General features: G+C 73.0%; 24 protein-coding genes. 15 read left to right on the top strand and 9 right to left on the bottom strand.

Annotation, left to right across the window (positions count from 1 at the left end; genetic code table 11):
* Positions 1 to 15: 15 nt before the first annotated feature.
* Complete coding sequence (locus tag ABFJ78_RS19795; RefSeq protein WP_436387841.1) at positions 16 to 663, bottom strand: DsbA family oxidoreductase; 648 nt, start codon at positions 661 to 663, stop codon at positions 16 to 18.
* A 181-nt stretch (positions 664 to 844) separates the two neighbouring features.
* Between ABFJ78_RS19795 and ABFJ78_RS19790 the strand changes: the two genes are divergently transcribed.
* Entirely contained in the window at positions 845 to 1,627 is a 783-nt protein-coding gene (locus tag ABFJ78_RS19790; protein WP_436387840.1) for an oxidoreductase, read from the top strand.
* A gap of 45 nt (positions 1,628 to 1,672) precedes the next feature.
* On the opposite strand, the gene ABFJ78_RS19785 is transcribed toward ABFJ78_RS19790, so the two are convergent.
* The 7 genes from ABFJ78_RS19785 to ABFJ78_RS19755 are packed head-to-tail and all read right to left on the bottom strand — an operon-like array spanning position 1,673 to position 7,674.
* The gene (locus ABFJ78_RS19785; protein ID WP_436387839.1) at positions 1,673 to 2,863 is read right to left on the bottom strand and encodes a cytochrome P450; all 1,191 of its coding nucleotides are present in this window, start codon (positions 2,861 to 2,863) and stop codon (positions 1,673 to 1,675) included.
* Between the two features lie 28 nt (positions 2,864 to 2,891).
* Complete coding sequence (locus tag ABFJ78_RS19780; RefSeq protein ID WP_436387838.1) at positions 2,892 to 4,082, bottom strand: cytochrome P450; 1,191 nt, start codon at positions 4,080 to 4,082, stop codon at positions 2,892 to 2,894.
* On the bottom strand, positions 4,079 to 4,699 hold the full coding sequence (locus ABFJ78_RS19775) for a hypothetical protein (RefSeq protein WP_436387837.1): 621 nt from the start codon (positions 4,697 to 4,699) through the stop codon (positions 4,079 to 4,081). Before ABFJ78_RS19775 ends, ABFJ78_RS19780 begins: the two co-directional genes overlap by 4 nt.
* Positions 4,696 to 5,106 (bottom strand): antibiotic biosynthesis monooxygenase family protein, encoded by a 411-nt coding sequence (locus ABFJ78_RS19770; RefSeq protein WP_436387836.1) that lies wholly within the window; start codon positions 5,104 to 5,106, stop codon positions 4,696 to 4,698. Before ABFJ78_RS19770 ends, ABFJ78_RS19775 begins: the two co-directional genes overlap by 4 nt.
* Positions 5,107 to 5,147: 41 nt before the next feature.
* Positions 5,148 to 5,738, bottom strand: a complete 591-nt coding sequence (locus ABFJ78_RS19765) for an NADPH-dependent FMN reductase (RefSeq protein ID WP_436387835.1) — start codon at positions 5,736 to 5,738, stop codon at positions 5,148 to 5,150.
* On the bottom strand, positions 5,735 to 6,910 hold the full coding sequence (locus ABFJ78_RS19760; protein WP_436387834.1) for an MFS transporter: 1,176 nt from the start codon (positions 6,908 to 6,910) through the stop codon (positions 5,735 to 5,737). The genes ABFJ78_RS19765 and ABFJ78_RS19760 overlap by 4 nt, the downstream gene beginning before the upstream one ends.
* Entirely contained in the window at positions 6,910 to 7,674 is a 765-nt protein-coding gene (locus ABFJ78_RS19755; protein ID WP_436387833.1) for an SDR family oxidoreductase, read from the bottom strand. Before ABFJ78_RS19755 ends, ABFJ78_RS19760 begins: the two co-directional genes overlap by 1 nt.
* A gap of 431 nt (positions 7,675 to 8,105) precedes the next feature.
* On the opposite strand from ABFJ78_RS19755, the gene ABFJ78_RS19750 reads away from it, so the two are divergent.
* The 13 genes from ABFJ78_RS19750 to ABFJ78_RS19690 all read left to right on the top strand — a co-directional run bounded on the left by ABFJ78_RS19750 (position 8,106) and on the right by ABFJ78_RS19690 (position 22,954).
* Positions 8,106 to 9,569 (top strand): FAD-dependent monooxygenase, encoded by a 1,464-nt coding sequence (locus tag ABFJ78_RS19750; protein ID WP_436387832.1) that lies wholly within the window; start codon positions 8,106 to 8,108, stop codon positions 9,567 to 9,569.
* Between the two features lie 30 nt (positions 9,570 to 9,599).
* Complete coding sequence (locus tag ABFJ78_RS19745) at positions 9,600 to 9,926, top strand: TcmI family type II polyketide cyclase (protein WP_436387831.1); 327 nt, start codon at positions 9,600 to 9,602, stop codon at positions 9,924 to 9,926.
* A complete protein-coding gene (locus ABFJ78_RS19740; RefSeq protein WP_436387830.1) occupies positions 9,923 to 11,194 on the top strand; it encodes a beta-ketoacyl-[acyl-carrier-protein] synthase family protein in 1,272 nt (423 codons plus the stop codon). Before ABFJ78_RS19745 ends, ABFJ78_RS19740 begins: the two co-directional genes overlap by 4 nt.
* Positions 11,195 to 11,205: 11 nt before the next feature.
* Positions 11,206 to 12,399 carry a ketosynthase chain-length factor gene (locus tag ABFJ78_RS19735; protein ID WP_436387829.1) on the top strand — a complete coding sequence of 398 codons (1,194 nt, stop codon included), beginning with the start codon at positions 11,206 to 11,208 and terminating at the stop codon, positions 12,397 to 12,399.
* A 26-nt stretch (positions 12,400 to 12,425) separates the two neighbouring features.
* On the top strand, positions 12,426 to 12,686 hold the full coding sequence (locus ABFJ78_RS19730; RefSeq protein WP_436387828.1) for an acyl carrier protein: 261 nt from the start codon (positions 12,426 to 12,428) through the stop codon (positions 12,684 to 12,686).
* Between the two features lie 24 nt (positions 12,687 to 12,710).
* Positions 12,711 to 13,496, top strand: a complete 786-nt coding sequence (gene fabG / locus ABFJ78_RS19725) for a 3-oxoacyl-ACP reductase FabG (protein ID WP_436387827.1) — start codon at positions 12,711 to 12,713, stop codon at positions 13,494 to 13,496.
* 21 nt (positions 13,497 to 13,517) lie between these two features.
* Positions 13,518 to 14,453 (top strand): aromatase/cyclase, encoded by a 936-nt coding sequence (locus ABFJ78_RS19720; protein WP_436387826.1) that lies wholly within the window; start codon positions 13,518 to 13,520, stop codon positions 14,451 to 14,453.
* Entirely contained in the window at positions 14,450 to 16,828 is a 2,379-nt protein-coding gene (locus ABFJ78_RS19715) for an SDR family oxidoreductase (RefSeq protein ID WP_436387825.1), read from the top strand. The genes ABFJ78_RS19720 and ABFJ78_RS19715 overlap by 4 nt, the downstream gene beginning before the upstream one ends.
* Entirely contained in the window at positions 16,810 to 17,700 is an 891-nt protein-coding gene (locus tag ABFJ78_RS19710) for an LLM class flavin-dependent oxidoreductase (protein ID WP_436387824.1), read from the top strand. The genes ABFJ78_RS19715 and ABFJ78_RS19710 overlap by 19 nt, the downstream gene beginning before the upstream one ends.
* Positions 17,701 to 17,723: 23 nt before the next feature.
* A complete protein-coding gene (locus ABFJ78_RS19705) occupies positions 17,724 to 18,893 on the top strand; it encodes an acyl-CoA dehydrogenase family protein (RefSeq protein WP_436387823.1) in 1,170 nt (389 codons plus the stop codon).
* A 31-nt stretch (positions 18,894 to 18,924) separates the two neighbouring features.
* Positions 18,925 to 19,695 (top strand): glucose 1-dehydrogenase, encoded by a 771-nt coding sequence (locus ABFJ78_RS19700; RefSeq protein WP_436387822.1) that lies wholly within the window; start codon positions 18,925 to 18,927, stop codon positions 19,693 to 19,695.
* A 608-nt stretch (positions 19,696 to 20,303) separates the two neighbouring features.
* The gene (locus tag ABFJ78_RS19695) at positions 20,304 to 21,419 is read left to right on the top strand and encodes a helix-turn-helix transcriptional regulator (RefSeq protein ID WP_436387821.1); all 1,116 of its coding nucleotides are present in this window, start codon (positions 20,304 to 20,306) and stop codon (positions 21,417 to 21,419) included.
* A gap of 155 nt (positions 21,420 to 21,574) precedes the next feature.
* Entirely contained in the window at positions 21,575 to 22,954 is a 1,380-nt protein-coding gene (locus ABFJ78_RS19690; RefSeq protein WP_436387820.1) for a helix-turn-helix transcriptional regulator, read from the top strand.
* Between the two features lie 53 nt (positions 22,955 to 23,007).
* Here the strand turns inward: ABFJ78_RS19690 and ABFJ78_RS19685 are convergent, their stop codons facing one another.
* Positions 23,008 to 24,462: an MFS transporter gene (locus tag ABFJ78_RS19685; protein WP_436387819.1), complete on the bottom strand. Its 1,455-nt coding sequence runs from the start codon at positions 24,460 to 24,462 to the stop codon at positions 23,008 to 23,010.
* A 108-nt stretch (positions 24,463 to 24,570) separates the two neighbouring features.
* On the opposite strand from ABFJ78_RS19685, the gene ABFJ78_RS19680 reads away from it, so the two are divergent.
* Positions 24,571 to 25,059 carry a MarR family winged helix-turn-helix transcriptional regulator gene (locus ABFJ78_RS19680; protein ID WP_436387818.1) on the top strand — a complete coding sequence of 163 codons (489 nt, stop codon included), beginning with the start codon at positions 24,571 to 24,573 and terminating at the stop codon, positions 25,057 to 25,059.
* Positions 25,060 to 25,796 lie beyond the last annotated feature (737 nt).

Here is a 25,796-nt window from a genome sequence, read left to right as displayed (position 1 = left end):
GGAAGTGGACGTGGCTCAGCCGGCGGCGACCGCCCGCTGGTGGGCGCGCTCCAGAACGGCGGCGAACCCTGGTACCGACTGCGCGCCGGCGACGCCGTACGCGCGGTCGAAGACGAAGAACGGCGCCCCGGTCGCGCCGAGGGCGAGGGCCTCCCGCGAGTCCTCTCGCACCTGCTCCGCGTAGGCGTCCCCGGCCAGGAGCTCGCGGGTTTCCCCTTCCGCGACGCCGATTTCCGCCCCGAGCCGGACGAGTGTCTCGTCGTCGTCCAGGATCTCGCCCTCGACGAGGAGGGCGCGCAGCAGCCGCTCGTGCGCCTCGCCGCCCAGGCCCTTCGCCGCGGCGAGGTGGGCCAGGCGGTGGGCGTCGAAGGTGCTGCACATCTGGACCCGGTCGAGGTCGTAGACCAGGCCTTCTTCGGCGGCCGGCCCGGTCACGGCGCCGACCGTGCGCCGGACCTGGTCCAGGCTGCCGCCGGTCTGCTCCATCATCACCTCGTACAACGGCCGGGCGGCGCCCTTCGGGTAGGACGGCGCCAGCTGGAAGCTCCGCCAGACCACCTCGACCTCGCCGGCGTGCGCGAACCCCGCCAGCGCCTTCTCCAGCCTGCGCTTGCCCAGGTAGCACCACGGGCAACCCAGGTCGGACCACGCTTCGATTCGCATTCGGACTCCTGGTCGGGGTCGGGACGGTTCATCTGTGTGACAGACTGTCTGCCGTACAGATTACCTGACGGTCGCGACGTGGGCCAGGGGGTGTGGGTGGGAGGAGTCGCCGAAAATGGTCTGCTTTTCGCGGCGAACGGTTTCTTGACAAATTGACGGACGGGCCGGGAACATCATCGGCATGTCGGAAACAATTCCTGTTCCCCTGTCCGCCGAATTCGCCGGGAAACGCGCGGTCGTCACGGGCGGGACGCGGGGCATCGGCGCCGCGATCGTCGCCCGGCTGACCGCGGCCGGTGCGCGGGTCGTCACCTCTGCGCGCACCAAGAATTCCGAAGTGCCCCAAGGGGTTCACCTCGTCGTCGCCGATGTAGCCACCCGGGAGGGAGTCGACGCGCTGGCCACCGAAGCGCTTGACGTGCTGGGTGGCGTCGACGTGCTCGTGAACAACGTCGGCGAGTCCAGCATCTATCCCGGGGGGCCGCTGAGCATTCCCGACGAAGAATGGGTCCGGTGCCTGGACACCAATTTCCTTTCCGCCGTCCGGATGGATCGCGCCCTGATGCCCGCGCTGACGGAATCGGGTGGCGCGGTGGTCGAAATATCGGCGCTGGCGGTGCGGGCCCCGCAGCCGGTGATGCTCGACTTCGCGGCGTCCAAGGCCGCGCTGTCCGCCTACGCGAAGGGCCTGGCCCAGGCCGTCGGGCCGCGGGTCCGGGTCAACACCGTCCTGCCCGGCTTCGTCGACACCCCGGCGGCGCGGAAGCTGGCGGGCATCATCGCCCGCGACACCGGGACGGACTTCGACACGACGTACGCGAACCTCGGCGGCCCGACCCCGCTCGGCGCCCCGGGCCGGCCGGAGGACGTCGCGGAGATGGTCGCGTTCCTCGCGTCCGCCCGGGCCGGCTGGGTGACCGGGGGAGTGTTCGTGGTCGACGGCGGCCGGCTCGACGCGCTGTGACGGGCCCGGCGGCGGCCTCGGTCCGGGGCCGCCGCCGGAATCCGTTCACCAGCGCACCGGAAGCACCTCCGGGGCGCGCAGGAGGCTGTGTTCCTTCCACTCCGGCGGCCCGGCCAGCCGGAGGTCCGGCAGCTTGGTCACCAGCGCGCGCAGCGCTTCCTGCAGCTGCAGCCGGGCGAGCGGGGCGCCGAGGCAGCGGTGGATGCCGTGTCCGAACCCCAGGTGCTGCTTCGGGTCGCGGTCGAGGCGCAGCTCGTCCGCGTCGTCGAACTGCGTCCGGTCGCGGTTGGCCGCCCCGTGCGACACGATCACCGCCTCACCTTCGCGGACCAGCGTTCCGCCGACCTCGATGTCCTCGCTCGCGTAGTGCGCGAACAACGCGGTGAGGCCGAGCGGGACGAAGCGCACCAGCTCTTCGACCGCCTTCGGGATCAGGTCCGGGTCGGCCTTCAGCTGCTCCCAGTGCTCCGGCCGGTCGAGCAGCAGGTAGGAGAAGTTGGCGATCTGGTTCGCCGTGGTTTCGTGGCCGGCGATGAGGATCGCGACGCACAGGTCCACCAGCTCGTCCTCGTTCAGCCGGTCGCCTTCGTCACGAGCCTGGACCAGGCCGCTGAGCAGGTCGTCGCGCGGCGCGACCCGCAGCTGCGCGATCAGCTCCAGCATGTAGGCCCGCAGCTCGTCGAGCGTGCGCGCCGCCTCCTCGACGCTGAGTTCGTTGCCCGCCAGCACCTTGTCGCTCCAGACCCGGAACCGGTCGCGGTCGGCCAGCGGCACGCCGAGCAGCTCGTAGATGACCTCCTCGGGGATCGCGAGGGCGTACGCGCCCATCAGGTCCCCGGTCTCGCCCGCGGCGACCATCTCGTCGACGAGCCGCTCGGCGAGCGCGCGCACCTTCGTCCGCAGTGCCTCGACGCGGCGCATGGTGAACGCCTTGGCGACCAGGGTGCGCAGCCGCGTGTGGTCGGGCGGGTCGGTGGTCAGGATGCCGGTGAAGTTCCGGCCTTCGGCCATCCGCGGCACGTCGTGGTCCAAGGACATCGCGCGGGAGAACCGGGGATCGGCGAGCACGGCCCGTGCTTCGTCGAACCTCGTGACGAGCCACGCGGCGTCGCCGAAGGGCATCCGGATGCGGGTGAGGCCGGGGGTGCGCTGGGCTTCCCGGTAGCTGTCGTCGAGCTCCAGCCCGCACGACCGGTTGAACGGGTAGGTGGCCGCGTCGACGCTCTGTGTGCTCACTTCTGTTTCTCCTCCAGGAAAATCGTGCCTACCAGGCGATCGGCATCGAGCCCGGGCCGCGGACGAGCATTTCCGACTTCCACGCCGGATCACCCGCCAGTCGCAGCCCCGGTAGTTCGCGCACCAGCGCGGACAGCGCCTCCTGCAGCTCCAGCCGGGCCAGCGCCGCGCCGAGGCAGTGGTGGGCGCCGTGGCCGAAGCCGAGGTGGTGGTTGGCCGGGCGGTCGAAGACCAGCTCGTCCGGCGAGCCGAACCGCAGCCCGTCCCGGTTCGCCGCGCCGACCGCCACGAGGACGGGCTCGCCGGCCCGCACCAGCACGTCGCCGACGGTGACGTCTTCGGTCGGGTACCGCGGGAAGCTGGCCGTGGCGATGAGCGGGATGAACCGCATCAGCTCTTCGACCGCCGCCGGCACCAGCCCGGGCTCGGTGACCAGCCGCTGCCACGCCCCGCGCTGGTCGAGCAGGGCGTAGACGAAGTTCGCGATCTGGCTGACGCTGGTGTCGTGCCCGGCCACCAGGATGCTGATGCACAGCTCCACGAGTTCCGGCTCGGTCAGCTTGTCCCCGACGTCCCGGGCTTCGATGAGCGCGGTCATCAGGTCGTCCCGCGGCGCGGAACGGTGGTTGTCGATCAGCGCGGCCATGTACTCGCGCAGTTCGGTGAAGTTGCGCTCGTAGTCCGCCGCGGTCAAACCGCCGAGCGCGGTCACGGCCTCGGTCCAGCCGCGGAAGCGTTCGCGGTCGTCGGCGGGCACCCCGAGGAACTCGCAGATCACGGCCACCGGGATCGGCAGCGCGTAGTCGGCGACCAGATCGGCGGGCGGGCCGGCGGCCCGCATTCCGTCGATCAGGCCGGTGGCGAGCTCGGCCACCCGCGGCCGGAGTCCCTCGACCCGGCGCATGGTGAACGCCTTGGCCACCAGCGCGCGCAGCCGGGCGTGGTTCTCCGGCGAGCTCATCAGGATCCCGCCGCTGCGGTGGTACTCCGCCATCCGCGGCTCGTCGGCGTTGTCGGCGGCGGCCGGCACGAACCGCCGGTCGCCGAGCACGAATCGCGCGTCGGCGTAGCGGGTGACGAGCCACGCCGGGGCACCGTAGGGCATCCGCACGCGGGTCAGGCCGGGGGTGTCCCGGATCGCCGCGTACGCCGGGTTGAGCGTGAGCGCTTCCTCTTCGCCGAAGGGGAAGCGGAGCGGGACGTCGTGCGTGGCCGTCATGGGATCTCCAGGCTGCGGCAGTGCCGGTACTGGTGGACGCTCAGCGGCGCGGGCAGGCCTTCGTACAGGTCGGCCATCGTGTGCCGCATGGTTTCCACGTGCTCGTCGTGTTCTTCCTTCGTCTCCCACTCGGAGTAGAGGAGCGTGCTGCGGCCGTCGACGCCGATGTGGAAGCTGCCGGTGATGGGCTGGTTCAGCTCCGGCAGGGACCCCGACCGGGCCAGCAGGGAGTCGGCGAAGTCCCGGGCGGTCCGGTGCCCCGTGCTCGGCCGGATGACGATGTTGAAGCACCCGGGGGTCCGGCCCGGGTCGGGCGGCGCGCTGCGGTGGAGCCGGAACTCCAGCCGCGCCGGTTCACCCGGCGGGGGCGGGGTTTCGGCGGACGGTTCCCCGGCCGGGTGGCCGGCGGCCCACTGGCCGAGGGTCGCGACGACGGTCCCGTCGAGCGCGGCGAAACAGCTGAGGGACAGCAGCCCGGCGGGCGGCCGCTCGTGCCGGCCGACGATCCGGGCGGCCAGGTCGTCGGGGGATTCGCCGGCGCGCGGGGTGGCGAGCTCGACCACCAGGGTCCCGGCGTCGGGCCGGTCCAGGGCGGGCAGCGGGCCGCGCGGGGTCACGGCGCACCGCCGGGGTCGACGACCAGTGCGGTCCGGTAGACCATCGGCCGGGCGGTGATGTGCAGGCCGTCGTCGTCCATCATCCGCTGGACGGCGGCCCGCCACTCGGGCTGCTTCCGGGCCTCGGCGAGCGCCGCGCCGCTGTCCCAGCGGACGACGTTGACGAAGCCGAGCAGCGCCTCGTCCTCGAGCGCCTCGTACATCCGCGCCTGGACGAAGCCCGGCTGGCGGGCCATCGCCGCGGCGTTGTCCTGCCAGCGGTCCAGGAACAGCGCGCGTTCCGCGGCGGGGACGGTGAAGGCGTTGATCATCGTGACGGGGTCGGTGACGATCGCGTCGGTCAGGGCGACGGCGTCCGCCGCCCGGTCCCCGACGGAGGTGTGCGTCAGCGGTACGGCGTCGGTCATGGGCTCTCCTTGTCTGCGTCCGGCGGAACCGGCGGAGGCGGTCATCCCGCCAGGTAGGGACGACGGGCCTTCGCTTCGCGCAGTGCGAGTGCCCACCACTGCAGCTGGTCGAGCAGCACTTTCGCGGCGCCGGTGCACCCCTCGGGCGCCAGCGGCTGCCCGTCGTCGCCGAAGGTGGCCGGGCCGCCGTGGAAGCTGACCGTTTCGCGGATGGTGACCGCGTGCAGCTCGGCGAAGACCTGGCGGAGCTGCTCGACCGCGCGCAGGCCGCCGGAGATGCCGCCGTGGGAGACGAACCCGACGGGTTTCGCGCTCCATTCGGTGAGGTGCCAGTCGACGAAGTTCTTCAGCGCGGCGGGAAAGCTGTGGTTGTACTCGGGGGTCACCACGACGAACGCGTCCGCGGCGGCGAGCCGCGGGGCCGTCCCTTCGAGGACGGCGACGTCCGCCGGGTCCGGCTCGTGGCTGGGGCCGCCGGTGCTCAGGTCGACGTCGGCCAGGTCGACGACGTCGGTTTCGACGTCCGGGCGTTCGGCGAGCCGGTCGTGGAACCACGCCGCGACGGTCGTGGTGAAGCGGCTCTTCCGGGCGCTGCCGATGATCAGCGCGACGCGCAGGGGGCGGTCGGTCATGCGATTCCCTTCGGTGTCGGGCGCCGGGCTCGCAGCCCGGCCAGTGCGGCGGCCAGTCCGGCCACCGCGGCGGCCGCGATCGGCAGGAGCGCCGTGCGGACGTCGTCGTAGGCGGTGAGGAGGGCGCCGGCGGGCACCACGGTGAGGACGCCGCCGAACTGGACGGCGGTCTGCAGGACCAGCCCGGCCCCGGGCCGCCGCGAGTCCGGCAGCCCGGCGGCCGCGCCCGCGTTGAGCGCGGCGAACGAGCACAGGTAGGCGAGCCCGATCGGCACGGTGGCGGCCAGGACGCCGAGTCCGTGCTCACCCGGTCCGGGCAGGGCGAGGTACAGGGCGCATCCTGTCGCGGCGGCGACGGCACCCGCGGCGACCAGCCGGGGCGCGCCGTGGCGGGTGATCAGCCGCCCGGCGAGCAGCACCGACAGCGCGAGCGTCGCGAACGCGGGCGCGCAGACGACGGCGGCCAGCCAGGCCGGCCGTGCCAAGTCGTTCTGCAGCTGGAGGTTCACGACCACGAACAGCCCGACCGACACGCCGTTCAGGCTCGCGGCGCCGACCGCCGCGCGCAGCAGCGGCGCCGTGCGGGGCAGCCGGGCGCGGGACCGGACCAGCACGCCCTTCGGCAGGTGCCGCAGTCCGAGCCCGAGCAACCCGAGGACCACCGGCACCGGCAGCAGCACGGCCCACCGCCAGTCGCCGCCGCACAGGACTCCGGCCACCAGCATGCCCGCGGTCGCCCCCACGGTGCCGGACAGCGAATACGCCAGCATCGCGCGCCGCCGGGCTTCCCCTTCGCGGAACGTGCTCGTGATGACGGCGATCCCGGCGGGGGCGGTCAGCGCGGCGCAGCAGCCCTTGACGAACTCGGCCGCGACGAGCACCGCGAGCTCGTCCGTGCTGCCGGCCACCACGGCGGCCGCGCCGAACACGGCCAGCGCCGTGAGGTAGACCGCGCGGTGCCCCAGCCGGCGGCCGGGAACCAGCGTGAGCCCGAAACCGAGCGGGAACGCCGCCAGCGCCCACACCGCGCTCGCCGCCGAGAGGCCGAACTCCGCGCGGATCGAGGGCAGAGCCACGCCCAGCAGGACGATTTCGAGCGAGTCGACGAGCATGGTGCCGGCCAGGACGCCGACGAGGGCCCGGTGGCCGGTCGGCGGGGAGAGGGTCGCCATCAGCCGAGCAGCGTCCCGCCGGTGGCGTCGAGGAAGGCCCCGGTGACCCAGCGGGCGTCCGGGGAAGCGGCGAAGGCGACCACCGCGGCGACGTCCTCGGCGTCCCCGACCTTCTTGAAGGCCGACACCTCGGCCATCTGCGCGACGGCCTCCGGGATGTCGAAGACCGGCTGGCCGTTGTTCGTGATCCCGGGCGCGACGCTGTTGACCGTGATGCCGCGCGGCGCCAGGTGCCGGGCGAAGTGCAGGGAAAGCTGCTCGACCGCACCCTTGGACATCGCGTAGGCGACCTGGTCCGCCTGTGCGAACCGGGTCAGCCCGGAGGAGATGTTGACGATCCGGCCGCCGTCCCGGATCGTCGTCAGCGCGCGCTGGACGATGAAGAACGGCGCCTTGGCGTTCACCGCGAAAAGCTCGTCGAATTCCTCGGGCGTGACATCTTCCGGCGAAGTGCCCAGTGAAGTCGCGCCGGCGTTGTTCACCAGAATGTCGAAGGTGCTTTCCCCGGTGCGTTCCTTGAGTCCGCTTTCGAATGCCCGGAACAACTCGTGCACGTCCCCGGGAACGCCCAGACGGGCGCGGACGGCGAAGGCGGATCCCCCGTCGGATTCGATCCGGGCGACGGTTTCTTTCGCGGCGATCTCGTTTTCCCCGTAGTGCACGCCGACCAGCGCGCCCTCCCGGCCGAGGCGGACCGCGATGGCGCGGCCGATGCCCCGGCTGGCTCCGGTGACCAGTGCGCTCTTGTTCGAAAGGGTGCCCATGGATGCGCTTCCCGTCTGTCGGCGTGGTGGCGGCAGCGGGCGCACGGGGAACGGGGTCCGTTCCCCGGCAGGCCCGGTGTGAATTCCCGCCGATGTCTTGGCACGACGCCATTTCCGGCGGTCTCGACCAGTCCTTTATCCACGGCGCCCGACGCCGGCTCAATCCAGTGTGAGCCGGGTCACCGCGAGGTAGTGGTCGGCCCGCAGGGTGCCGCCGGCGGCGTAGTGGTTGCTCCACAGTAAACGGGCCGGGAGCTTGACCACGGCCCCGGCCGCATTGTCAGATGGTCGCATCGATCGGCCTGGGGCGCACCCGTTCCCCGCGTGTTTCGAGCGGGGCCGGTGCGCGGTGGATTCCCCGCCCCGGGCGTCCTCGAATTCTTTCCGTTCCCGTTCCTCGCGGGCACTCGCCGCTGCCGAAGGAGATTTTCGTGGATGCTGCTGTGATCGTCGCCGGCGCCGGTCCGGCCGGCCTGATGCTCGCGGGCGAGCTGCGGCTGGCGGGTGTCGACGTGATCGTGCTGGAGCGCACCGGCGAACGCAGCGGGGAGTCCCGCGGCGTCGGGCTCACCACCCGCACGGTGGAGGTGTTCGACCAGCGGGGCCTGCTCTCGAAGTTCGGCCCGCTGGAGACCGGGAACTTCGGTCACTTCGCCGGTCTGTTCCTGGACCTCGGCGTACTGGGCAGCGCGCACGAGCCCGCGAAGACCGTGCCCCAGTCGCACACCGAGACAGTGCTCGAGAAGTGGGCCTTCGAGCTGGGCGCCGACGTGCGGCGCGGGACCGAGGTCGTCGGGCTGCGCCAGGAGGACGGCCACGTCGAGGTGACCGCCCGGGGAGCCCGGCGGACCGAAGAGCTCACGTGCGAGTACCTCGTGGGGTGCGACGGCGGCCGCAGCGCGGTCCGGCGCCTCGCCGGGTTCGAGTTCCCCGGCACGCCGGCGACGCGGGAGCTGCTGCTCGCCGACGTGCGCGGGATCGACGTGCGGCCGCGGATGATCGGGGAGCAGGTGCCCGGCGGGATGGTGATGGCCGCGAAGCTGCCGGGCGGGATCACCCGGCTGATCGCGAGCGAGCACGGGAAGGCGCCCCGGCCGCGCGACGAGCCGGTCCGGTACGGCGAACTGGCCGAGCTGTGGCAACGGCTCGCGGGCGACGACGTCTCGGCGGGCGAACCCGTGTGGCTGAGCGCGTTCGGCGACGCGGCCCGCCAGGCCGCCCGCTACCGGCGCGGCCGCGTGCTGCTGGCCGGCGACGCCGCGCACATCCACCTCGCCGCGGGCGGGCAGGGCATGAACACGAGCATCCAGGACTCGGTCAACCTCGGCTGGAAGCTCGCGGCGCGGGTGCGCGGGCACGTGGGCGACGAGCTCCTCGACAGCTACCACGACGAGCGCCACCCGGTCGGCGAGCGCCTGCTGGTGAGCACCCGGGCGCAGGGGCACCTGATCCTGTCCGGGCCCGAAATCGTGCCGCTGCGCCGGATGCTGGCCGAGCTGACGGCGGTCCCGGAAGCGGCCCGGCACCTGGCCGGCCTGGTCAGCGGCCTGGACATCCGCTACGACGTCGGAGCCGGCTCGCACCCGCTGCTGGGCCGGCGCGTGCCGCACTGGGAACTGGCGACGGCCGCCGGTCCGGTCACCACCACCGCGCTGCTGCGCCCGGCTCGCGGCGTGCTGCTGGACCTGCGGGACAACCCGGTGCTGCGGGCCCGTGCCGCGCCCTGGGCCGACCGGATCGACGTCGTCACCGGGACGCCGGCGGGCGAGACCGCCGGGGACACGACCGCGGTCCTCGTCCGGCCCGACGGCCACGTGGCCTGGGCGGCCCCCGGCAGCCACCACGACCTGACCACGGCGCTGGACCGCTGGTTCGGCCCGGCACGGACTCCCTGACGGGGAACGGGAAAGAGGAGAGCCACGAGCATGCACAGCAACCTGATCGTCGCCCGGATGCGGCCGGAGTCGGGCGAGGACGTGGCCCGGCTGTTCGCCGCGTTCGACACCACGGACCTGCCGCACCGCATGGGCACCCTGCGCCGCCAGCTGTTCAGCTACCGCGGCCTGTACTTCCACCTGCAGGACTTCGCCGAGGAGAACAGCGGCGAGCACATCGAGGCGGCCAAGTCCGAGCCGCTCTTCCAGCGGATCAGCGCCGATCTGCGGCCCTACATCGAATCCTATTCGCCGGACTGGCGCTCGCCTTCGGACGCGATGGCCACCCGGTTCTACACCTGGGAGCGGGACGCATGACACGACGCAGGGTCGTCATCACCGGGATCGGTGTGGTGGCTCCGGGGGGAGTCGGCACCAAGGAGTTCTGGAACCTGATCAGCGAGGGGCGCACCGCCACGAGAGCGCTTTCGCTGTTCGACGCGTCGGCCTACCGGTCGCGCGTCGCGGCGGAGGTCGACTTCCGGCCGGACCGGCTCGGGCTGCGCTCCGCGGAGATCCGCCGGATGGACCGGGCCGCGCAGTTCGCCGTGGTGAGCACGCGGGAAGCGCTGTCCGACAGCGGTCTGGACCTGTCCGGGCTCGACCCGCACCGGATCGGCGTGGCCCTCGGCAGCGCGGTCGGGTCCACCATCGGGCTGGAGAACGAGTACCGGGTGGTCAGCGACGACGGGCGGCTGAACCTGGTCGAGCACCACTACGCCGGCCGCGAGCTGTACAACTTCTTCGTCCCCAGCTCGTTCGCGACCGAGGTCGCCTGGAGCAGCGGGGCGGAGGGCCCGAGCACCGTGGTGTCCACGGGGTGCACGTCGGGCATCGACTCGGTCGGCTACGCCGTCGAGCTGATCCGCGAAGGCGCGGTGGACGTCATGGTCACCGGCGCCACCGACGCGCCGATCTCGCCGATCACGGTCGCCTGCTTCGACGCGATCAAGGCGACCACCGTGCACAACGACGACCCCGAGCACGCGTCGCGGCCCTACGACCGGTCCCGCAACGGGTTCGTGCTCGGCGAGGGCGCGGCCGGGTTCGTCCTGGAGGAGTACGAGAGCGCCCGGCGCCGCGGTGCCCATATCTACGCGGAGATCGCCGGCTACGCGTCGCGGTCCAACGCCTACCACATGACCGGCTTGCGGCCCGACGGCGTGGAGATGGCCGAGGCGATCAAGGTGGCGCTGGCCGAAGCGCGGTGCGCCCCGGAGGACGTCGACTACGTCAACGCCCACGGGTCGGGCACGAAGCAGAACGACCGCCACGAGACCGCGGCCTTCAAGCGCAGCCTCGGCGACCACGCCTACGCCGTGCCGGTCAGCTCGATCAAGTCGATGGTCGGCCACTCCCTCGGCGCGATCGGCTCGATCGAGATCGCCGCCTCCGCGCTGGCGATCGAGCACGACGTCGTGCCGCCCACGGCGAACCTGCACGACCCCGACCCGGAGCTGGACCTGGACTACGTCCCGCTGACCGCCCGCGAGTGGCGGACCGACGTCGTGCTCAGCGTCGGCAGCGGCTTCGGCGGCTTCCAGAGCGCCATCGTGCTGGCCGCCCCGGAACGGCGGGCCGCGTGAGGGCGGCGGTGGTGACCGGGATCGGGGTGCTCGCACCGAACGGCCTCGGCACCGAGCAGTACTGGTCGGCGGTCCTCGCGGGCCGCAGCGGGATCGGCCGGGTCACCCGGTTCGACCCGGCGGGCTACCCGGTGACGCTGGCGGGCGAGGTCCCCGGGTTCGACCCCGCCGACCACCTGCCGGCGCGGCTGATCCCGCAGAGCGACCACATGACGCAGCTCGCGCTGGTGGCCGCGGACTGGGCCATCGCCGACGCGGGTGTCCGGCCCGCCGAGCTGCCCGAGTTCAGCGCCGGTGTCGTGACCGCCAGCTCCGGCGGCGGCTTCGAGTTCGGCCAGCGCGAGCTGGAAAACCTGTGGAGCAAGGGGAGCAAGGCCGTCAGCGCGTACCAGTCCTACGCCTGGTTCTACGCCGTGAACACCGGCCAGATCTCCATCCGCAACGGCCTGCGCGGGTTCACCGGCGTCGTCGTCAGCGACCAGGCGGGCGGGCTGGACGCGCTCGCGCAGGCGCGGCGGCAGCTGCGGCTCGGCAGCAGGCTGATCCTCTCCGGCGGCGTCGACGGCGCGATCTGCCCGTGGGGCTGGGTCGCGCAGATGTCCTCGGACCGGATGAGCGCCTCCGCCGCTCCCGACCGGGCCTACCTGCCCTTCGACGCCGGGGCCGCGGGGCACGTCTCGGGCGAGGGCGGGGCGCTGCTGGTGCTCGAAGACGCGGAGTCGGCGCGGAGCCGGGGCGCCCGCGTCTACGGCGAGCTCGCCGGCTACGGGGCCACCATGGACCCACGGCCGGGCAGCGGCCGGGAACCGGGGCTGCGCAAGGCGATCGAGCTCGCTCTCGACGACGCGGCCGTGTCGCCGACCGAAGTGGACGTCGTCTTCGCCGACGCCGCCGGGATCCCCGAGCTCGACCGGATCGAGGCCGACGCGATCGGCGACGTCTTCGGCCGCGGGCAGGTTCCGGTGACCGCGCCCAAGACGATGACCGGCCGGCTGAACGCCGGAGCCGCCTCACTCGACGTCGCGGCGGCCCTGCTGGCCATCCGCGACCGGGTCATCCCGCCGACGGTCAACGTCGACTGCGCGCCGGACTACGACCTCGACCTGGTGACCGGACACCCGCGGCCGGCCGGGGTCCGCGCCGCCGTCGTGCTCGTCCGCGGCTTCGGCGGCTTCAACGCGGCCGCCGTCGTCCGCGCCGCCTGAACCGCCAACGGAAGGAAACCACCACCATGAGCCAGTCCTTCACCGTCGACGACCTCGCCCGCATCCTCCGCGAAGGCGCGGGCGAGGACGGCGGGATCGAACAATCCACTTTGGACACCTCGTTCGCCGAGCTGGGCCTGGAATCCCTCGCCCTGCTGGAGGCGACCGTCCTCATCGGACAGCAGTTCGGGGTCGACCTCGACGACTCGGTGCTGACCGGTGTCGGCACGCCGCGGGAGCTGATCCGCGTCGTGAACGAGGGCCTGGCCGCGACCGCGGTCGGCTGACCCGCCGTGACAACCGGAGGAACGATGACGCAGACGCACGAACCGGTCGCCCTGGTCACCGGGGCCACCAGCGGGATCGGCCTGGCCGTGGCCCGGCGGCTCGGCGAACAGGGGCACCGGGTGTTCCTCGGCGCGCGCACCGCGGAGAACGTGACGGCGACGGTGAAGGCGCTGCGCGAAGACGGGTACGACGTCGACGGCGCCCCGATCGACGTCCGCTCCGCCGCGGACGTCCCCCGGTTCGTCGAGGCCGCGGTGTCCCGCTTCGGCCCGGTCGACGTGCTGGTGAACAACGCGGGCCGGGCCGGCGGCGGGGTGACCGCGGAGATCGCCGACGAGCTGTGGGAAGACGTGCTGGAAACCAACCTGACCAGCGTCTTCCGCGTCACCCGGGAGGTGCTGACCACCGGCGGCATGCGGGACAAGGCACGCGGCCGGATCGTCAACATCGCCTCCACGGCCGGGAAGCAGGGGGTGGTGCTGGGGGCGCCGTACTCGGCGTCCAAGCACGGGGTCGTCGGGTTCACCAAGGCGCTCGGCAACGAGCTCGCGCCGACCGGGATCACCGTCAACGCCGTGTGCCCCGGCTACGTCGAGACCCCGATGGCCCAGGGCGTGCGGGAGCGGTACGCCGACGCGTTCGGCACCACCGAGGCGGCGATCCTCGAGAAGTTCGTCGCGAAGATCCCGCTCGGCCGTTACTCCACGCCCGAAGAGGTCGCCGGGCTCGTCGGCTACCTCGTCTCGGACCTGGCCGCCTCCATCACCGCGCAGGCGCTCAACGTCTGCGGCGGCCTCGGCAACTTCTGACCCGTGGAAAGGACGACGACGATGACCGGTGCCGGTCGCAGCAGCGAAGTCGAGCACGAGATCACCGTGGCCGCCCCGGCCGCCGCGGTCTACCGGCTGATCGCCGAGGTGGAGAACTGGCCGCGGATCTTCCCGCCGACCATCCACGTCGAACACGTCGAGCGGGGGGAAACCGAAGAGCGCATCCGGATCTGGGCCACCGCGAACGGCGAAGTGCGGAACTGGGTGTCGCGCCGCGTGCTCGACCCCGCCGCGCTGCGGATCGAGTTCCGGCAGGAGGTGTCGCCGCCGCCGATCGCGTCGATGGGCGGGGCGTGGGTGATCGAGCCGCGCGGCGAGACCGCGTGCCGGCTGCGCCTGCTGCACGACTACCGCGCGATCGACGACGACCCGGCGGACCTGGCGCGGATCGCGCAGGCCGTCGACACCAACTCGCGCAGCGAGCTGGCCGCGTTGAAGGCCAACCTGGAGGCGGCCACGCGGGCGGAGGAGCTGACGTTCTCGTTCGAGGACACCGTCCGCATCGACGCCTCCGCGCAGGACGTCTTCGACTTCGTCAACGAAGCGGACCGGTGGGCCGAGCGGCTGCCGCACGTGGCTTCGGTCCGGCTCGACGAGCCGGCCCCCGGCCTCCAGACGCTGGAGATGGAGACCCGGGCCAAGGACGGCTCCACCCACGTCACGAAGTCCTACCGGGTGTGCCTCCCGGCGTACAAGATCGCCTACAAGCAGGTCACCCTGCCCGCGTTGATGGCGCTGCACACCGGGTACTGGACGTTCCGCGAGAGCGGGCCGGGCGTGCTGGCCTCGTCGCAGCACACCGTCGTGCTCAACCCGGACAACCTCACCGACGGCATGGACGTCGACACGGCCAAGAAACTCGTGCGGGACGCGCTCAGCACGAACAGCACGGCTACCCTCAACCACGCCAAGTCCCACGCCGAAGCACGCCGGTGAGCACCGAGCGAACGCAGGTCGTCGTGGTGGGCGCGGGACCGGTCGGGCTGCTGCTCGCGGGCGAACTGCGGCTCGGCGGCGCGGAGGTCGTCGTGCTCGAGGCGCTGGCCGAGCCGTCGGCGGAGTCGCGGGCGTCGACCCTGCACGCCCGCACGATGGAGATCTTCGACAGCCGCGGCCTGCTCGACGCGCTCGGGCGGCCGCCGTGCGACCCGCGCGGGCACTTCGGCGGCATCCCGCTCGACCTGACGCTGCCCGGCCCGTACCCGGGGCAGTGGAAGGTCCTGCAGGCGCGGACCGCGCAGGTGCTGGCGGAGTGGGCCCGGCGGCTCGGGGCGGACATCCGCCGCGGGCACGCGGTCGACGCCCTCGCCGTCCACGGTGACCACGTCGAGGTCGGAGCGGCGGGGGTCCGGCTGCGGGCGGACTACGTCGTGGCGTGCGACGGCGAGCGGAGCACCGTGCGGCGGCTCACCGGGGCGAAGACGACCGGCCGCGAGGCCGGCTGCGAGCTGCTCCGCGGCGACGTGGCGGGGATCGAGGTGCCGGACCGCCGGTTCCAGCGGCTGCCGGGCGGCCTCGCGATCGCCGCCCGGCGGCCCGACGGTGTCACGCGGGTGATGGTCCGCGAGTTCGGCCGGCCACCCTCGCGGCGCCGGGGCGAGCCGGCCTTCCGGGAGCTCGCCGAGGCGTGGCAGCGCGTCACCGGCGACGACATCGGCGGCGGGGAACCGTTGTGGGTCAACGCTTTCGACGACGCGATCGACCAGGTGACCCGCTACCGCGACGGCCGGGTCCTGTTCGCGGGCGACGCGGCGCACCGCCAGCCCCCGATCGGCGGCCAGGCGCTCAACCTCGGCCTCCAGGACGCGGCCAACCTCGGCTGGAAGCTGGCGGCGACGGTGACCGGCGCGCCCGACGACCTCCTCGACAGCTACCACACCGAACGCCACCCGGCGGGCGCGCGGACGCTCGCCAACATCGCCGCCCAGGCCGGCCTGCTGTTCGGCGGCCCGGAAGTGGAGCCGCTGCGCTCGGTGCTGGCCGAGCTGATGGCGGAACCGGCGACCCAGGCCCGGCTCGCCGGGATGGTCACCGGGCTGGACGTCCGTTACGACTTCGGCGAAGGGCTGCCGGAGGTGGTGGGCGCGCGCCTGCCGCCGGGGGAGCTGGTCACGGCCTCGGGTCCGGTGGAGACGGCGGCACTGCTGCGCGAAGGGCGGGGGTTGTTGCTTCTGCTCGGCGATGCCGACGGCTCGGCCGGGTTGAGTGGCAGCCTTGGTTTCGTCGGCGGTTCGGTCGGCTCCGCTGTCGGTTTGCCCGCGCTGGGCGGTTGGGGTGGTAACGGCGGTTCTGCCGGTGGGTCGGGCGGTTCCGATGGCCCTCTCGATTCGGCCGGTGGCTGGCGAAAAGCCGGCGGTAGTCGTGATTCCGCCGCCGGTTCGCCCGGATCGGGTGGCAGCCCCGATTCCGCCGACGGTTCGCCCGGTTCCGGCACCAGCCCTGGTCCCGCCGCCGGCCCACCGCACTCACCCGGCCCCGGCGAGCACCCCGACCTGCGCCGGATCGCCGACGCTTGGAGCGATCGCGTGCGGGTCGTCGCCGCCGGGGCCGTTGCCGGGCTGCCGTCCGCCGTGCTGGTCCGGCCCGATGGCCACGTCGCCTGGGTGTCCGGCACGCCGGTGTCCGCGGAATCCGCGCTGCGGCGCTGGTTCGGCTCGCCGCGGACCGGGGACCTGCCGCTGGCGGGCAAGACCGCGCTCGTCACCGAAGCCGGGCGCGGACCCGGCCGGGCGGTCGCACTGCGGCTGGCCGGCCGGGGCGCGCGCGTCGCCGTGCACTTCGCCGGGGACCGGGCCGAGGACAAGGAAGCCGCCGACGAGGTCGTCGCGGCCGCCGGGCGGGCGTTCGCCGTGCGGGCGGACCTCGGCGATCCCGCCGCCGTGGACGATCTCGTCCGCGAGCTGGCCCACACGTGCGCCAGGACGCTCGACATCCTCGTCACCAGTGGCGCGCCGGCCGGCCGTGAGCTCGGCCCGCTCCTCGCGACGGCCGCGGCCGGCCCCTTCCGGCTCGTCGACCGGGCACTCGCGCTCGTGCCCGACGGCGGCCGGATCGTCACGATCGCCCCCGTCCCCGAAGCGGACGGCGTCGCCGCGGAGGTCGCCGCCGCCGCGGCCGAAGCGCTCGCGAAGGGCTTCGCCCGCCGGCTCGGGCCGCGCGGGATCACCGTCAACCACGTCGTCCCCGGCGGCACCGGGAACGCGCCACTGCCGGACGTCGTCGCCGCGCTGGTCGCGGGCGACGCCCACTGGATCACCGGAACGCTCGTCGCCGCGGGCAGGGAGGACGACGGATGCTCGAAGTCGGGATAGCACTGGGGTACGGGCACGCGGACGCCGAGCACCCCGGCCGGGCGCTGGCGCGGGACGCCCGGCACGCCGAGGCCGCGGGACTGGGCTCGCTCTGGACCGGCGACCAGCTCGTGTCCGCGGTCGCCCCGATGCTGGACAGCACCCTCGTCCTGGCGACCGCCGCGGCCGCCACCGAGCGCATCCGGCTCGGCTTCGCGGTCATGGTGCTGAGCCAGCGGCCGGTCGCCTGGGCGGCGAAGCAGATCGCGGGCCTGCAGCAGCTTTCCGGCGGCCGGGTGCTGCTGGGGATCGGGGTGGGCGACGAGAAGCACGGCTGGGAAGGCTTCCGCGCGGCCGGGCTCGACCACCGGACCCGCGGCCGGCGCACCGACGACGCACTGGCGGTCCTGCCGGATCTGGTGCGGGGCAAGCCCTGCGTGCTCGACGGCGAACCCGTGCGGCTGTCGCCGGGTGCCCCGATGCCGCCGCTGCTGTTCGGCGGCCGGGCCCCCGCCGTGCGCCGGTGCCTGCGCTTCGGCGGGGACTGGATGGCGGGCATCGACGCGCCGTCCGCCGTCTTCGCCGCGCTGCCGGGGATCGCCGAGGCGGCCGAGCGCGCCGGCGTCCCCGCGCCGGGGGTGGTGATCACCGTCGGGCTGGCGCTGGGCGACGTGCCCGCGGAGGACGTCGACCGGCAGGTCCGGATCATCGCCGGCCACGGCGTCTCCGAAGCCGCCGCCCGGGCCGCCGTGCTGACCGGCGGTGCCGAGGACGCCGCCGAGGCGCTGGCGTCGTTCGCCGCCGCGGGGGCGACCCGCGTGGTGGGCGTGCCGTTCACCGGCGGCTGGCACCGCCAGGCGGAGCTGCTGGGCGAAGCGGCCGCCCTGTCCTGATCGATCGAACGGAAGGCAGACCGATGTCGAAAACGGAAGTCCCGACCAGGGAAGAACTCGTGGAACGAGCGGCCAAGCTGGTCCCGCTGCTGCGCGAACGGGCGCTCTGGATCGACGAGAACGGCAGGCTCCCGGACGAGGTGATCGACGCGCTGAGCGAGGCCGGCCTGTTCCGGATGCAGGCGCCCCGCCAGTACGGCGGGTTCGAGTCCGACGCGCGCACGCTCGTCGAAGTGCACGCGGAGCTGGCCCGGGGCAGCACATCGGCGGCCTTCTGCGTCGCCGTCTACTCCCTCCAGAACTGGATGACCGGCCTGTGGGCCGACGAGGTGCTCGACGAGGTCTTCGCCCAGCCGGACGTGCGGGTCTGCGGGGGCGGCGCGCCGACCGCGACCGCGTCCCGGGTCGCGGGCGGTTACCGGATCACCGGGGAGTGGGCGTTCACCAGCGGGGCGCGGCACAGCCACTGGAAGCTCAGCGCGGCGCGGACGGGCGGTGACGGCGGGGTGTTCGCGCTGATGCCGATGGCGGACCTGCGCCTGCGCGACGACTGGCAGACCATCGGGCTGGAGGGCACCGGCAGCGTCACGACCGTGGCGGAGGACGTGTTCGTGCCGGACCACCACATCATCGACGCGGCCGAGTTCGCGGCGAACCCGTGCCGGTCGGCGGTGAACTCGGCCAAGGGCCTCTACCAGGTCCCGATCCCGGTCACCGCGACGGTCGCGATGGTCGGCGTCCTGCTCGGCGCGGCGGAATACGCGTTGAGCAGCTTCCTGGAACGGCTTCCCGGACGGGGCATCAGCTACACCGACCACACCAGCCAGCGCGAGGCCGGCGTGACGCACCTCCAGGTCGGCGAGGCGGCCATGCTGGTCGAAGAAGCGCAGGCGCGGGCGCACGGCTTCGCCGGGACGGTGTCGGCGAAAACGGCGGCGAACGAACCGTGGACCGTCGCGGAGCGGATCCGGTCGCGCGTGCAGATCGGCCGGGTGGGTCAGCTGGGCAAGCAGGCGGTGGAAATCCTGGCTTCGGCGAGTGGCGGGTCTTCCGTCTTCCGTGGCGTGCCGATCACCCGGATACACCGCGATATCCACGCTATGCTGCTGCACGGGTTCTTCAATCCGCAGACGAACATCGAGCTCTACGGCAGGCACCTGTGCGGTTTGGAGCCCAATACGACCTATTTCTGAGGCGCCGCTTTCCCCGTGGAGGAGACGATCGATGGTCACCGCCGGAAGCCTCTGTTCGAAGGTGGTCCTGGTGACCGGGGCGACGTCCGGGATGGGCCGGGCGACGGCGTTGCGTTCCGCGGCCGACGGCGCGCGGGTCGTGGTCGCGGGGCGCAACGAAGAAGCAGGCGAAGAAACGGTTTCGACGATCCGGGAAAAGGGTGGAACGGCGTTCTTCGCCCGGTGTGACGTGACCGCGGAATCGGATTGCGCGGCCTTGGTGGAGCGCGCGCTGAGCACCTACGGAAACCTCGACTGCGTGTTCAACAACGCGGGTGTCCTCGGGGCGAAGGGGCTGCTGACCGAAATCGACACCGCCGACTGGTGGAACGAGGTCGAGGTCAACCTCGGCGGCGTCTACCTGGGCATGAAGCACCAGATCCCCGCGCTGGTGGCGGGCGGTGGCGGCGCGATCGTGAACAACGCGTCGCTGCTCGGCGTGCGGGGCACGCCCCGGGCGTCGGCGTACGTGGCCGCCAAGCACGGGGTCGTGGGCCTGACCAGGGCCGCCGCGCTCGAGTTCGCCGCGCACGGTGTGCGCGTCAACGCGCTGGTGACCGGGCCGGTCGACACCCCCGCGCTGACCTCGACCACCGGGCACGTGGACCGCGTCGCGATCGTCGCCGACGCCGCGGCCCACACCCCGGTGGGCCGGGTCGGCGAGCCCGGCGAGGTCGCCGCGTTCACCGCGTTCCTGTTCAGCGACGAAGCGCGGTTCATCACCGGCGCGGCACTCGCCGTCGACGGCGGGATGTCCGCGTGACGGGCACCCGCGGGCGTGAATACCACCGGCGAGCACCGGCCGCAACCGCCGATCCGCTTGTTCCGGTCGGCATTCGGCGTTATTCCTGTCAAGCGATTGGCGCCATTGTTTTGCGCTCCGCGAAATGCATTGTGGTCGTCGGCTGATGGACACTCCACTCGGCTGCTGGTAATATTCCCACCGAGGCCGGGATAGGTTGGCGCGGGGGCCGCGGTGTGGTGAGTTCGTCCCTTTGAGCCGTCCCGGAAGCCGGGCGCCGGGTGTGCTTCGGCGGCCACAGGGGGAGGGGGCTCATGACTTGCGGCCATGACCAGGTGGAGGCATTGTTCGAGGCGTCTTCGGCGTCGGTTTCCCCGGTTCGGGCCATTCCCGGGGGGATCCGGCACGCGCCGTGGCCGAGACACCGGGAACACGCTTCGCGCGGCGGCAGGCCGACAATGGCGGAACACCCCGGTGCGGGTCACCGGGCTTCGCCGGTGCTTTTCGGGCAGCTCTTCGGGCATTCCGATTGCGCCGAGGGCGGGGAATGCGCGCATCAGAGGTACGGGAACTGCGCGGCCGCGCAGGCCGCCCGGCTGACGGCCGGCGGGGTGAACTGGGTTCCGGCGGTGTCCCTCGCCGAACAGGCCTTGTCGGAGCCGGACTGCCTCCGGCACCTGGGCTGCGCGGGCCAGGCGCTGCTCACCCTCGTCGCTTCGGACAACCTGCCCCTGGCGGACGAGCACTGCGCGCGGCTGACGGCGATGGCGCACTGGCGCGGTTCGCCGGCCGCCGGCCAGGTGTTCGCGCTGGTGCGCGGCCGGATCTGCCACATCGTCGGCGACCCCGAGGGTGCGCTGGCGCACTTCGGCGAGGTGCTGGAGTCGGGGCCGCGCGGGGCCACCTTGGCCACCGCGGTGGGCTGGCTCGCGGAGTCCCTGGTCGGGCTCGGGCGCGTCGAGGCGGCGGAAACCTTGCTGGCGGAACGGGAATTCGCTGGTCCACTGCCGGGTTCGACGCCGGGGCGCGCCCAGCTGCACGCGGCCCGCGGCGCGATCGCGGTCGCCGGCGGCCGGTTCGCCGACGGCCTGGCCGAGTACACCGCCTGCGGCCGCGACCTCGCCGCCCGGCGGGTCACGAACCCCGCGGTCGTCCCGTGGCGGGCACCGGCGGCGCTCGCCGCACTCGCCTGCGGTGACGTCGAACTGGCGAAAACCCTGGGGTGCCGGGAACTCGCGGCGGCCCGGAAGTGGGGTGCGCCCGCCGGCATCGGCCGCGCCCTCTCGGTCACCGCGCTGGCCCACGGTGGCAGCTACGCGGCCGATCGGGCCGGCGAGGCCATCAGCCTCCTGGAACTCGCCCACGCCCGCCGGGAGCTGCCGCGCGCGCTCACCGTCCACGGCAAGCTCCTGCACGACCGCAACAACACCGGGGGTTCCCGCAAGCAGCTCCGCCGCGCGGTCGTCGTCGCCCGCGAGTGCGGGGACCGCTACTGGGAGGGCGAGGCGGCCGCGGCGCTCCGCCTCGTGGTCGAGCCGAAGAAGCTGAGCCGGCAGGAGAGCGAAGTCCTGAAGCTGGCGAGCGCCGGCTACAGCAACGACGAAATAGCCGAGAAGCTCTCGCTGGCCCGGCGGACCGTCGAGTTCCACCTTTCGTCGATCTACCGGAAGCTGGGCATTACCGGCCGTCGCGAGCTGCCTTCGTCGGCCGAGCTGTGCTTCGAGGTCGTGCGCTCCGCGCGCTGAGCCTTCGCCGGCGCGGCCGCGGCCGTTCCGCCGGCGCGATCGCAACCGACGTGCCCCCCTTCGCAGCGTGGCGAACCCTTCGCGGCCGATCAGTGCGGGCACGTGAGTGGGGGCGCGGTCCGCCTGGGTAATCGTCACAGAAGGGACCGTTCGTCATGGACGGGCACTACATCACGGCCGCGGGGGAGCGCCGCGCCGAACTCGCCCACCACGCCCGCTGGGCCGCTGCCAGCGACGTGGTACGGGAGGTTCTCGACAAGGCCCCGGAGCCGGGGGCCGGCCGCACCCCGGCGTTGCCGAGCCTGGTCTACCTGCCGGGCGGACCGGGGGCCGGCGGTACAGGTGACGAGCGGGCGAGCCCGCCCGGCGCCCGCGGTCACGCGGCCGAGGCGCTGATGCTGGCCAACCGGGGCGTGCGCCGGTCGGAGGCGGTCGCGCTGGCCGTGCGTTCGCTCGAGGAGTCGGGCGGCCGCGACGTCACCTCCTTCCGGTGCGCCCTCATGACGTTGATCTACGCCGACGAGCTGGCGGCCGCCGAGCGGGCGTGCGCGGACGCGGCTTCCTCGGAGTTCTGGACGCGCACCGCCGAGCGCCGGGACGTGCTGGCGCTCGTCCGCGGGCGGATCCTGGCCCGGACGGGCGCGCTGCGGGAAGCGGCGATCCTGCTGGCGAAAGCCGCCGCGGGCGGAGCCTGCCGTCGGCTCGCCGTCGCCTGGCTCGTCGAGGTCCTCGTGGAGCTCGGCGAGGTCGTCGAGGCGACCGATCTGCTGCACGTCCACGGCCTGCTCGGCCCGATCCGCGACGACGGGGACCGGGCGGCGATCCTGGCCGCACGGGGTGCGCTGGCACTCGCCACCGGCCGGTTCGACAGCGGCCTCGACGACTTCCTCACCTGTGGCCGCGAACTCGGCGATTGGGGTGTGTTCAACCCGGCCGTGGTGCGCTGGCGGTCGCCCGCCGCGTTGTGCGCTTCCGCGCTGCGCCACCGCGATCTCGCGATTTCCCTGGCACAGCAGGAACTCTTCCACGCCGGCGCGTGGGGGACGGCGTGGACTCGTGCGACGGCCCTGCACGCGCTCGGCCTTTCCCGTTGCGACGAATCCGGGATCCGGCACCTGCGCGAAGCCGCCGCGAAGATCTTCGACGGCGCGACGCGGACCGAGCAGGTGCGGGTCTGCTTCGACCTCGGCGTCTTCCTCTGGCGGCGGTTTTCGTTCGAGGAGGCGGAAAAGGTGCTCGTGCTGGCGTGGGAGCTGGCCGACGCCGCCGGCAGCGGGATCTGGGCCGATCGGGCCCGCGCCGCGGTGCGGCAGGTGAGGCGGGCCGGCGACGCGCCGACAGTGACCGACAGCGAAGCCCGGATCGGCAGCATGGCGCGGGCGGGCCTGAGCAACAAGGAAATCGCCGAGCGGGCGAACCTCACCGTCGGCACCGTGGAGCAGCACCTGTCGAGCGTGTACCGCAAGCTGGGCATTCCCGGGCGCTCCGATCTGGTCTACGCGATGACCGATCCCTGCTTCGCCGGCGACGGCTGACGGGGCCCACCGGAGGCCCGCCGGGAGACGGGACTCCGGTGAGCCGGGTGCCGTCAGTGCGCCTCCGGCTGCACTTCGGGCCGTACTTCCGCCGGCGTGTCGGTCATGCCGAAGCGCCGGGGGACCAGGACCACCGCGGCCACGATCGCCAGCACCACGAACACCGTGCTGCCGAGGTAGGCCAGGTGGAACCCGGCCGCGGCCGCGTCGAGGCGGGCGGAGCCGGAGCCCACCAGGTCGGCCGTGCGGGTGGCCGCGACCGTGGCGAGGACGGCCGTGCCCATCGCGGAGCCGATCTGCAGCGTCGTGTTCACCAGGCCCGAGGCGACGCCGGCGTGTTCGGGCGAGCCGGCGGACATGCCCGCGCCGACCACCGCCGGGACCGCCGCGCCCATGCCGATGCCGGCCAGCAGCAGGGCCGGCAGTACGTCGGTGAAGTAGTTGCCGTCGACCGGTACCCGGGCGAGCAGCACCAGGCCGATCGCCGCGATCAGCATGCCGCCCGCGAGCACCTTGCGGGCGCCGACCTTCGCGATGAGGCGCGGGCCGAACCCGAGGGACACCAGCGCGTTCGCGACCGGGGTGGGCAGGAACGCGAAGCCGGTCGCCAGCGCGTCGAGGCCCAGGACCTGCTGCAGGTACAGGGCTGTCAGGAACTGGAAGCCCATCATGCCCGCGACCAGCAGGACCATGACGATGTTCCCGGCGGTCACCGGGCGGGCGCGGAACAGCCCGAGCGGCAGCAGCGGCGTCGCGGCTTTCGCTTGGCGCACCACGAATGCGGCGAGGAGCACGACGGCCGCGGCGAACAGCGACCAGCGGCGCGCGGGCGCCCCGGTGTCGACGATGACGTAGACCAGCAGCATCGCGCCGGCGGTGACCAGGACGGCGCCGAGCACGTCGATCCCGGCGCGCAGGCCCGCGCCCCGGTCTCGTTCGAGCAATGCGAACGACGCCGCCACCACGACGACGCCGATCGGGACGTTGACCAGCATCGTCCAGTGCCAGGACAGGCCCTGGGTGAGCACGCCGCCGAGGATCATGCCGATGGACGCGCCGCCGGCCTGTACGAAGCTGAACAGGCCGAGCGCCTTGCCTTGCTCGCGCTGCTCAGGGAAGAGCGTGACGATCATGCTCAGCACCACGGACGAGGCGAGCGCGCCGCCCGCCCCCTGGACGAACCGGAAGACGATCAGCATCACCTGGTTGGTGGCCAGGCCGCAGGCCAGCGACGCCAGGGTGAACACGAACAGGCCGATGAGGAAGACCCGCCGCCGCCCGACGAGGTCACCGAGCCGGCCGGACAGCAGCAGCAAGCCGCCGAAGGGGACGAGGTAGGCGTTCACCACCCAGGCGAGGTTCGGGGGCGAGAACCCGAGGTCGGACTGGATCGACGGCAGGGCGACGACCACGATCGTGCCGTCCAGCACGACCATCAGCGAAGCCAGGCACAGCACCACGAGCGCCAGCTGCCGCGATTTACCGGCCTGCCGGGCGAGTTCGGACATGGGAGGGACCTCCGGGGTAGGCACCTGCTGGACCGCAGATGCTCTTTCAGTCAGATCGTCTGTGTCGCAGATTATCTGACTCGAGTCGGGGTGCGCTAGCCTGGAGGGGTGACTGAATCGGTGGCCGCCCCCGCGGCCGGCCGGCTGCCCGTCGGCTTGGAGGACAACCTCGGCTGGCTGCTGGCCCAGACCTGCCGGGCCCACGGATCCGTGCTGGAGCGCGCGCTGGCGGAGATCCCGCACGGCCTGCGGGGCTTCCAGGCGCTGTGCGGAGCGGTGCACGGAAGCGCCCGCAACCAGGCCGAACTGGGCAGGCAGCTGGACATCGACCGGACGGTGATGGTCTACCTGATCGACGACCTCGTGGCGGCCGGCTTGGTGGAGCGCGCGATCGACCCCGCGGACCGGCGCAACAAACTGATCCGCGGCACGCCGGCGGGGCTCGTGCGCTTGGAGGAGACGCGGGCCGCGATCATCGCTGCCGAGGCCGCTGTGCTCGGGCCGCTCGATGAGGGTGAGCAGGGGAAGTTTCGGGAGATGCTGCGCCGGGTGGTCGCGCATCACTTGGCCGCCGCGGCGGACGAGGCGGCGGAGTAGCGGTCGCGGCGCTGGTGCAGGGAGGGCGGTCTCGGTTGGCTGGCGAGGCCGCGGAGTGGCGGTCGCGGCGCTGGTGTGGGAGAGACGCCTGCGGTCGGCCGGCGAGACTCGGAGTGGCGGCCGGGTGGCCGCCGGCGCGGGGAGAGTGTCCTCGGTCGGCTGGCGAGGTGTCGGGCAGCGGCCGGGCGGGCGGGCGCTGTGCCGGGGCGGATCGCCCCTGGCGTCGTGCGTCCGAGGTTCGTTGACAGGGCCGCGGCGAGTGCGAACGCCTTGAATGACTCATTCAAGACTTTTGATCAAGGTTGCCGAGCCTGGCCGAGGCAGGGCCGGCGTTCCAGCGCCGGGCCCGTCCCACACGTCGAACAACTTGCGACGCGCGACACTGGCCAGAGGCCGGAGTGCTGGCCGGCGAATCGTGAGTCGGTGCCGCGAGGGGCGCCCTCGCCTGGTCCCGCGAGTTCACTGGCCATTGTTCCCACGGCGTCGTCGTCGACCTGGCGCGGGTGTGGAGTTCGAATGGCGGCCGGCGGAGTGTGTGCCCATCTTGCCGCCTTCTGAATCGCTTGTCTCGGAGGGGAAATGGCCGCGGTCGCGGCCGCTCGGCATTCGCGGCACACCTACCTGGCATCGCCGCCGTGGCGGGCTCGGTAAGGGCCGAAAGTCGGGAAAAAGCGCGACCGGATTTCGTTACAGGCCAATCGTGTGATCTTAAAAATAGCATTTCTCGCATTCTGGGA

The organism is Amycolatopsis sp. MEPSY49 (assembly GCF_051337345.1).
GTDB lineage: Bacteria > Actinomycetota > Actinomycetes > Mycobacteriales > Pseudonocardiaceae > Amycolatopsis.
This window is presented reverse-complemented; position numbering and strand designations above follow the sequence as displayed.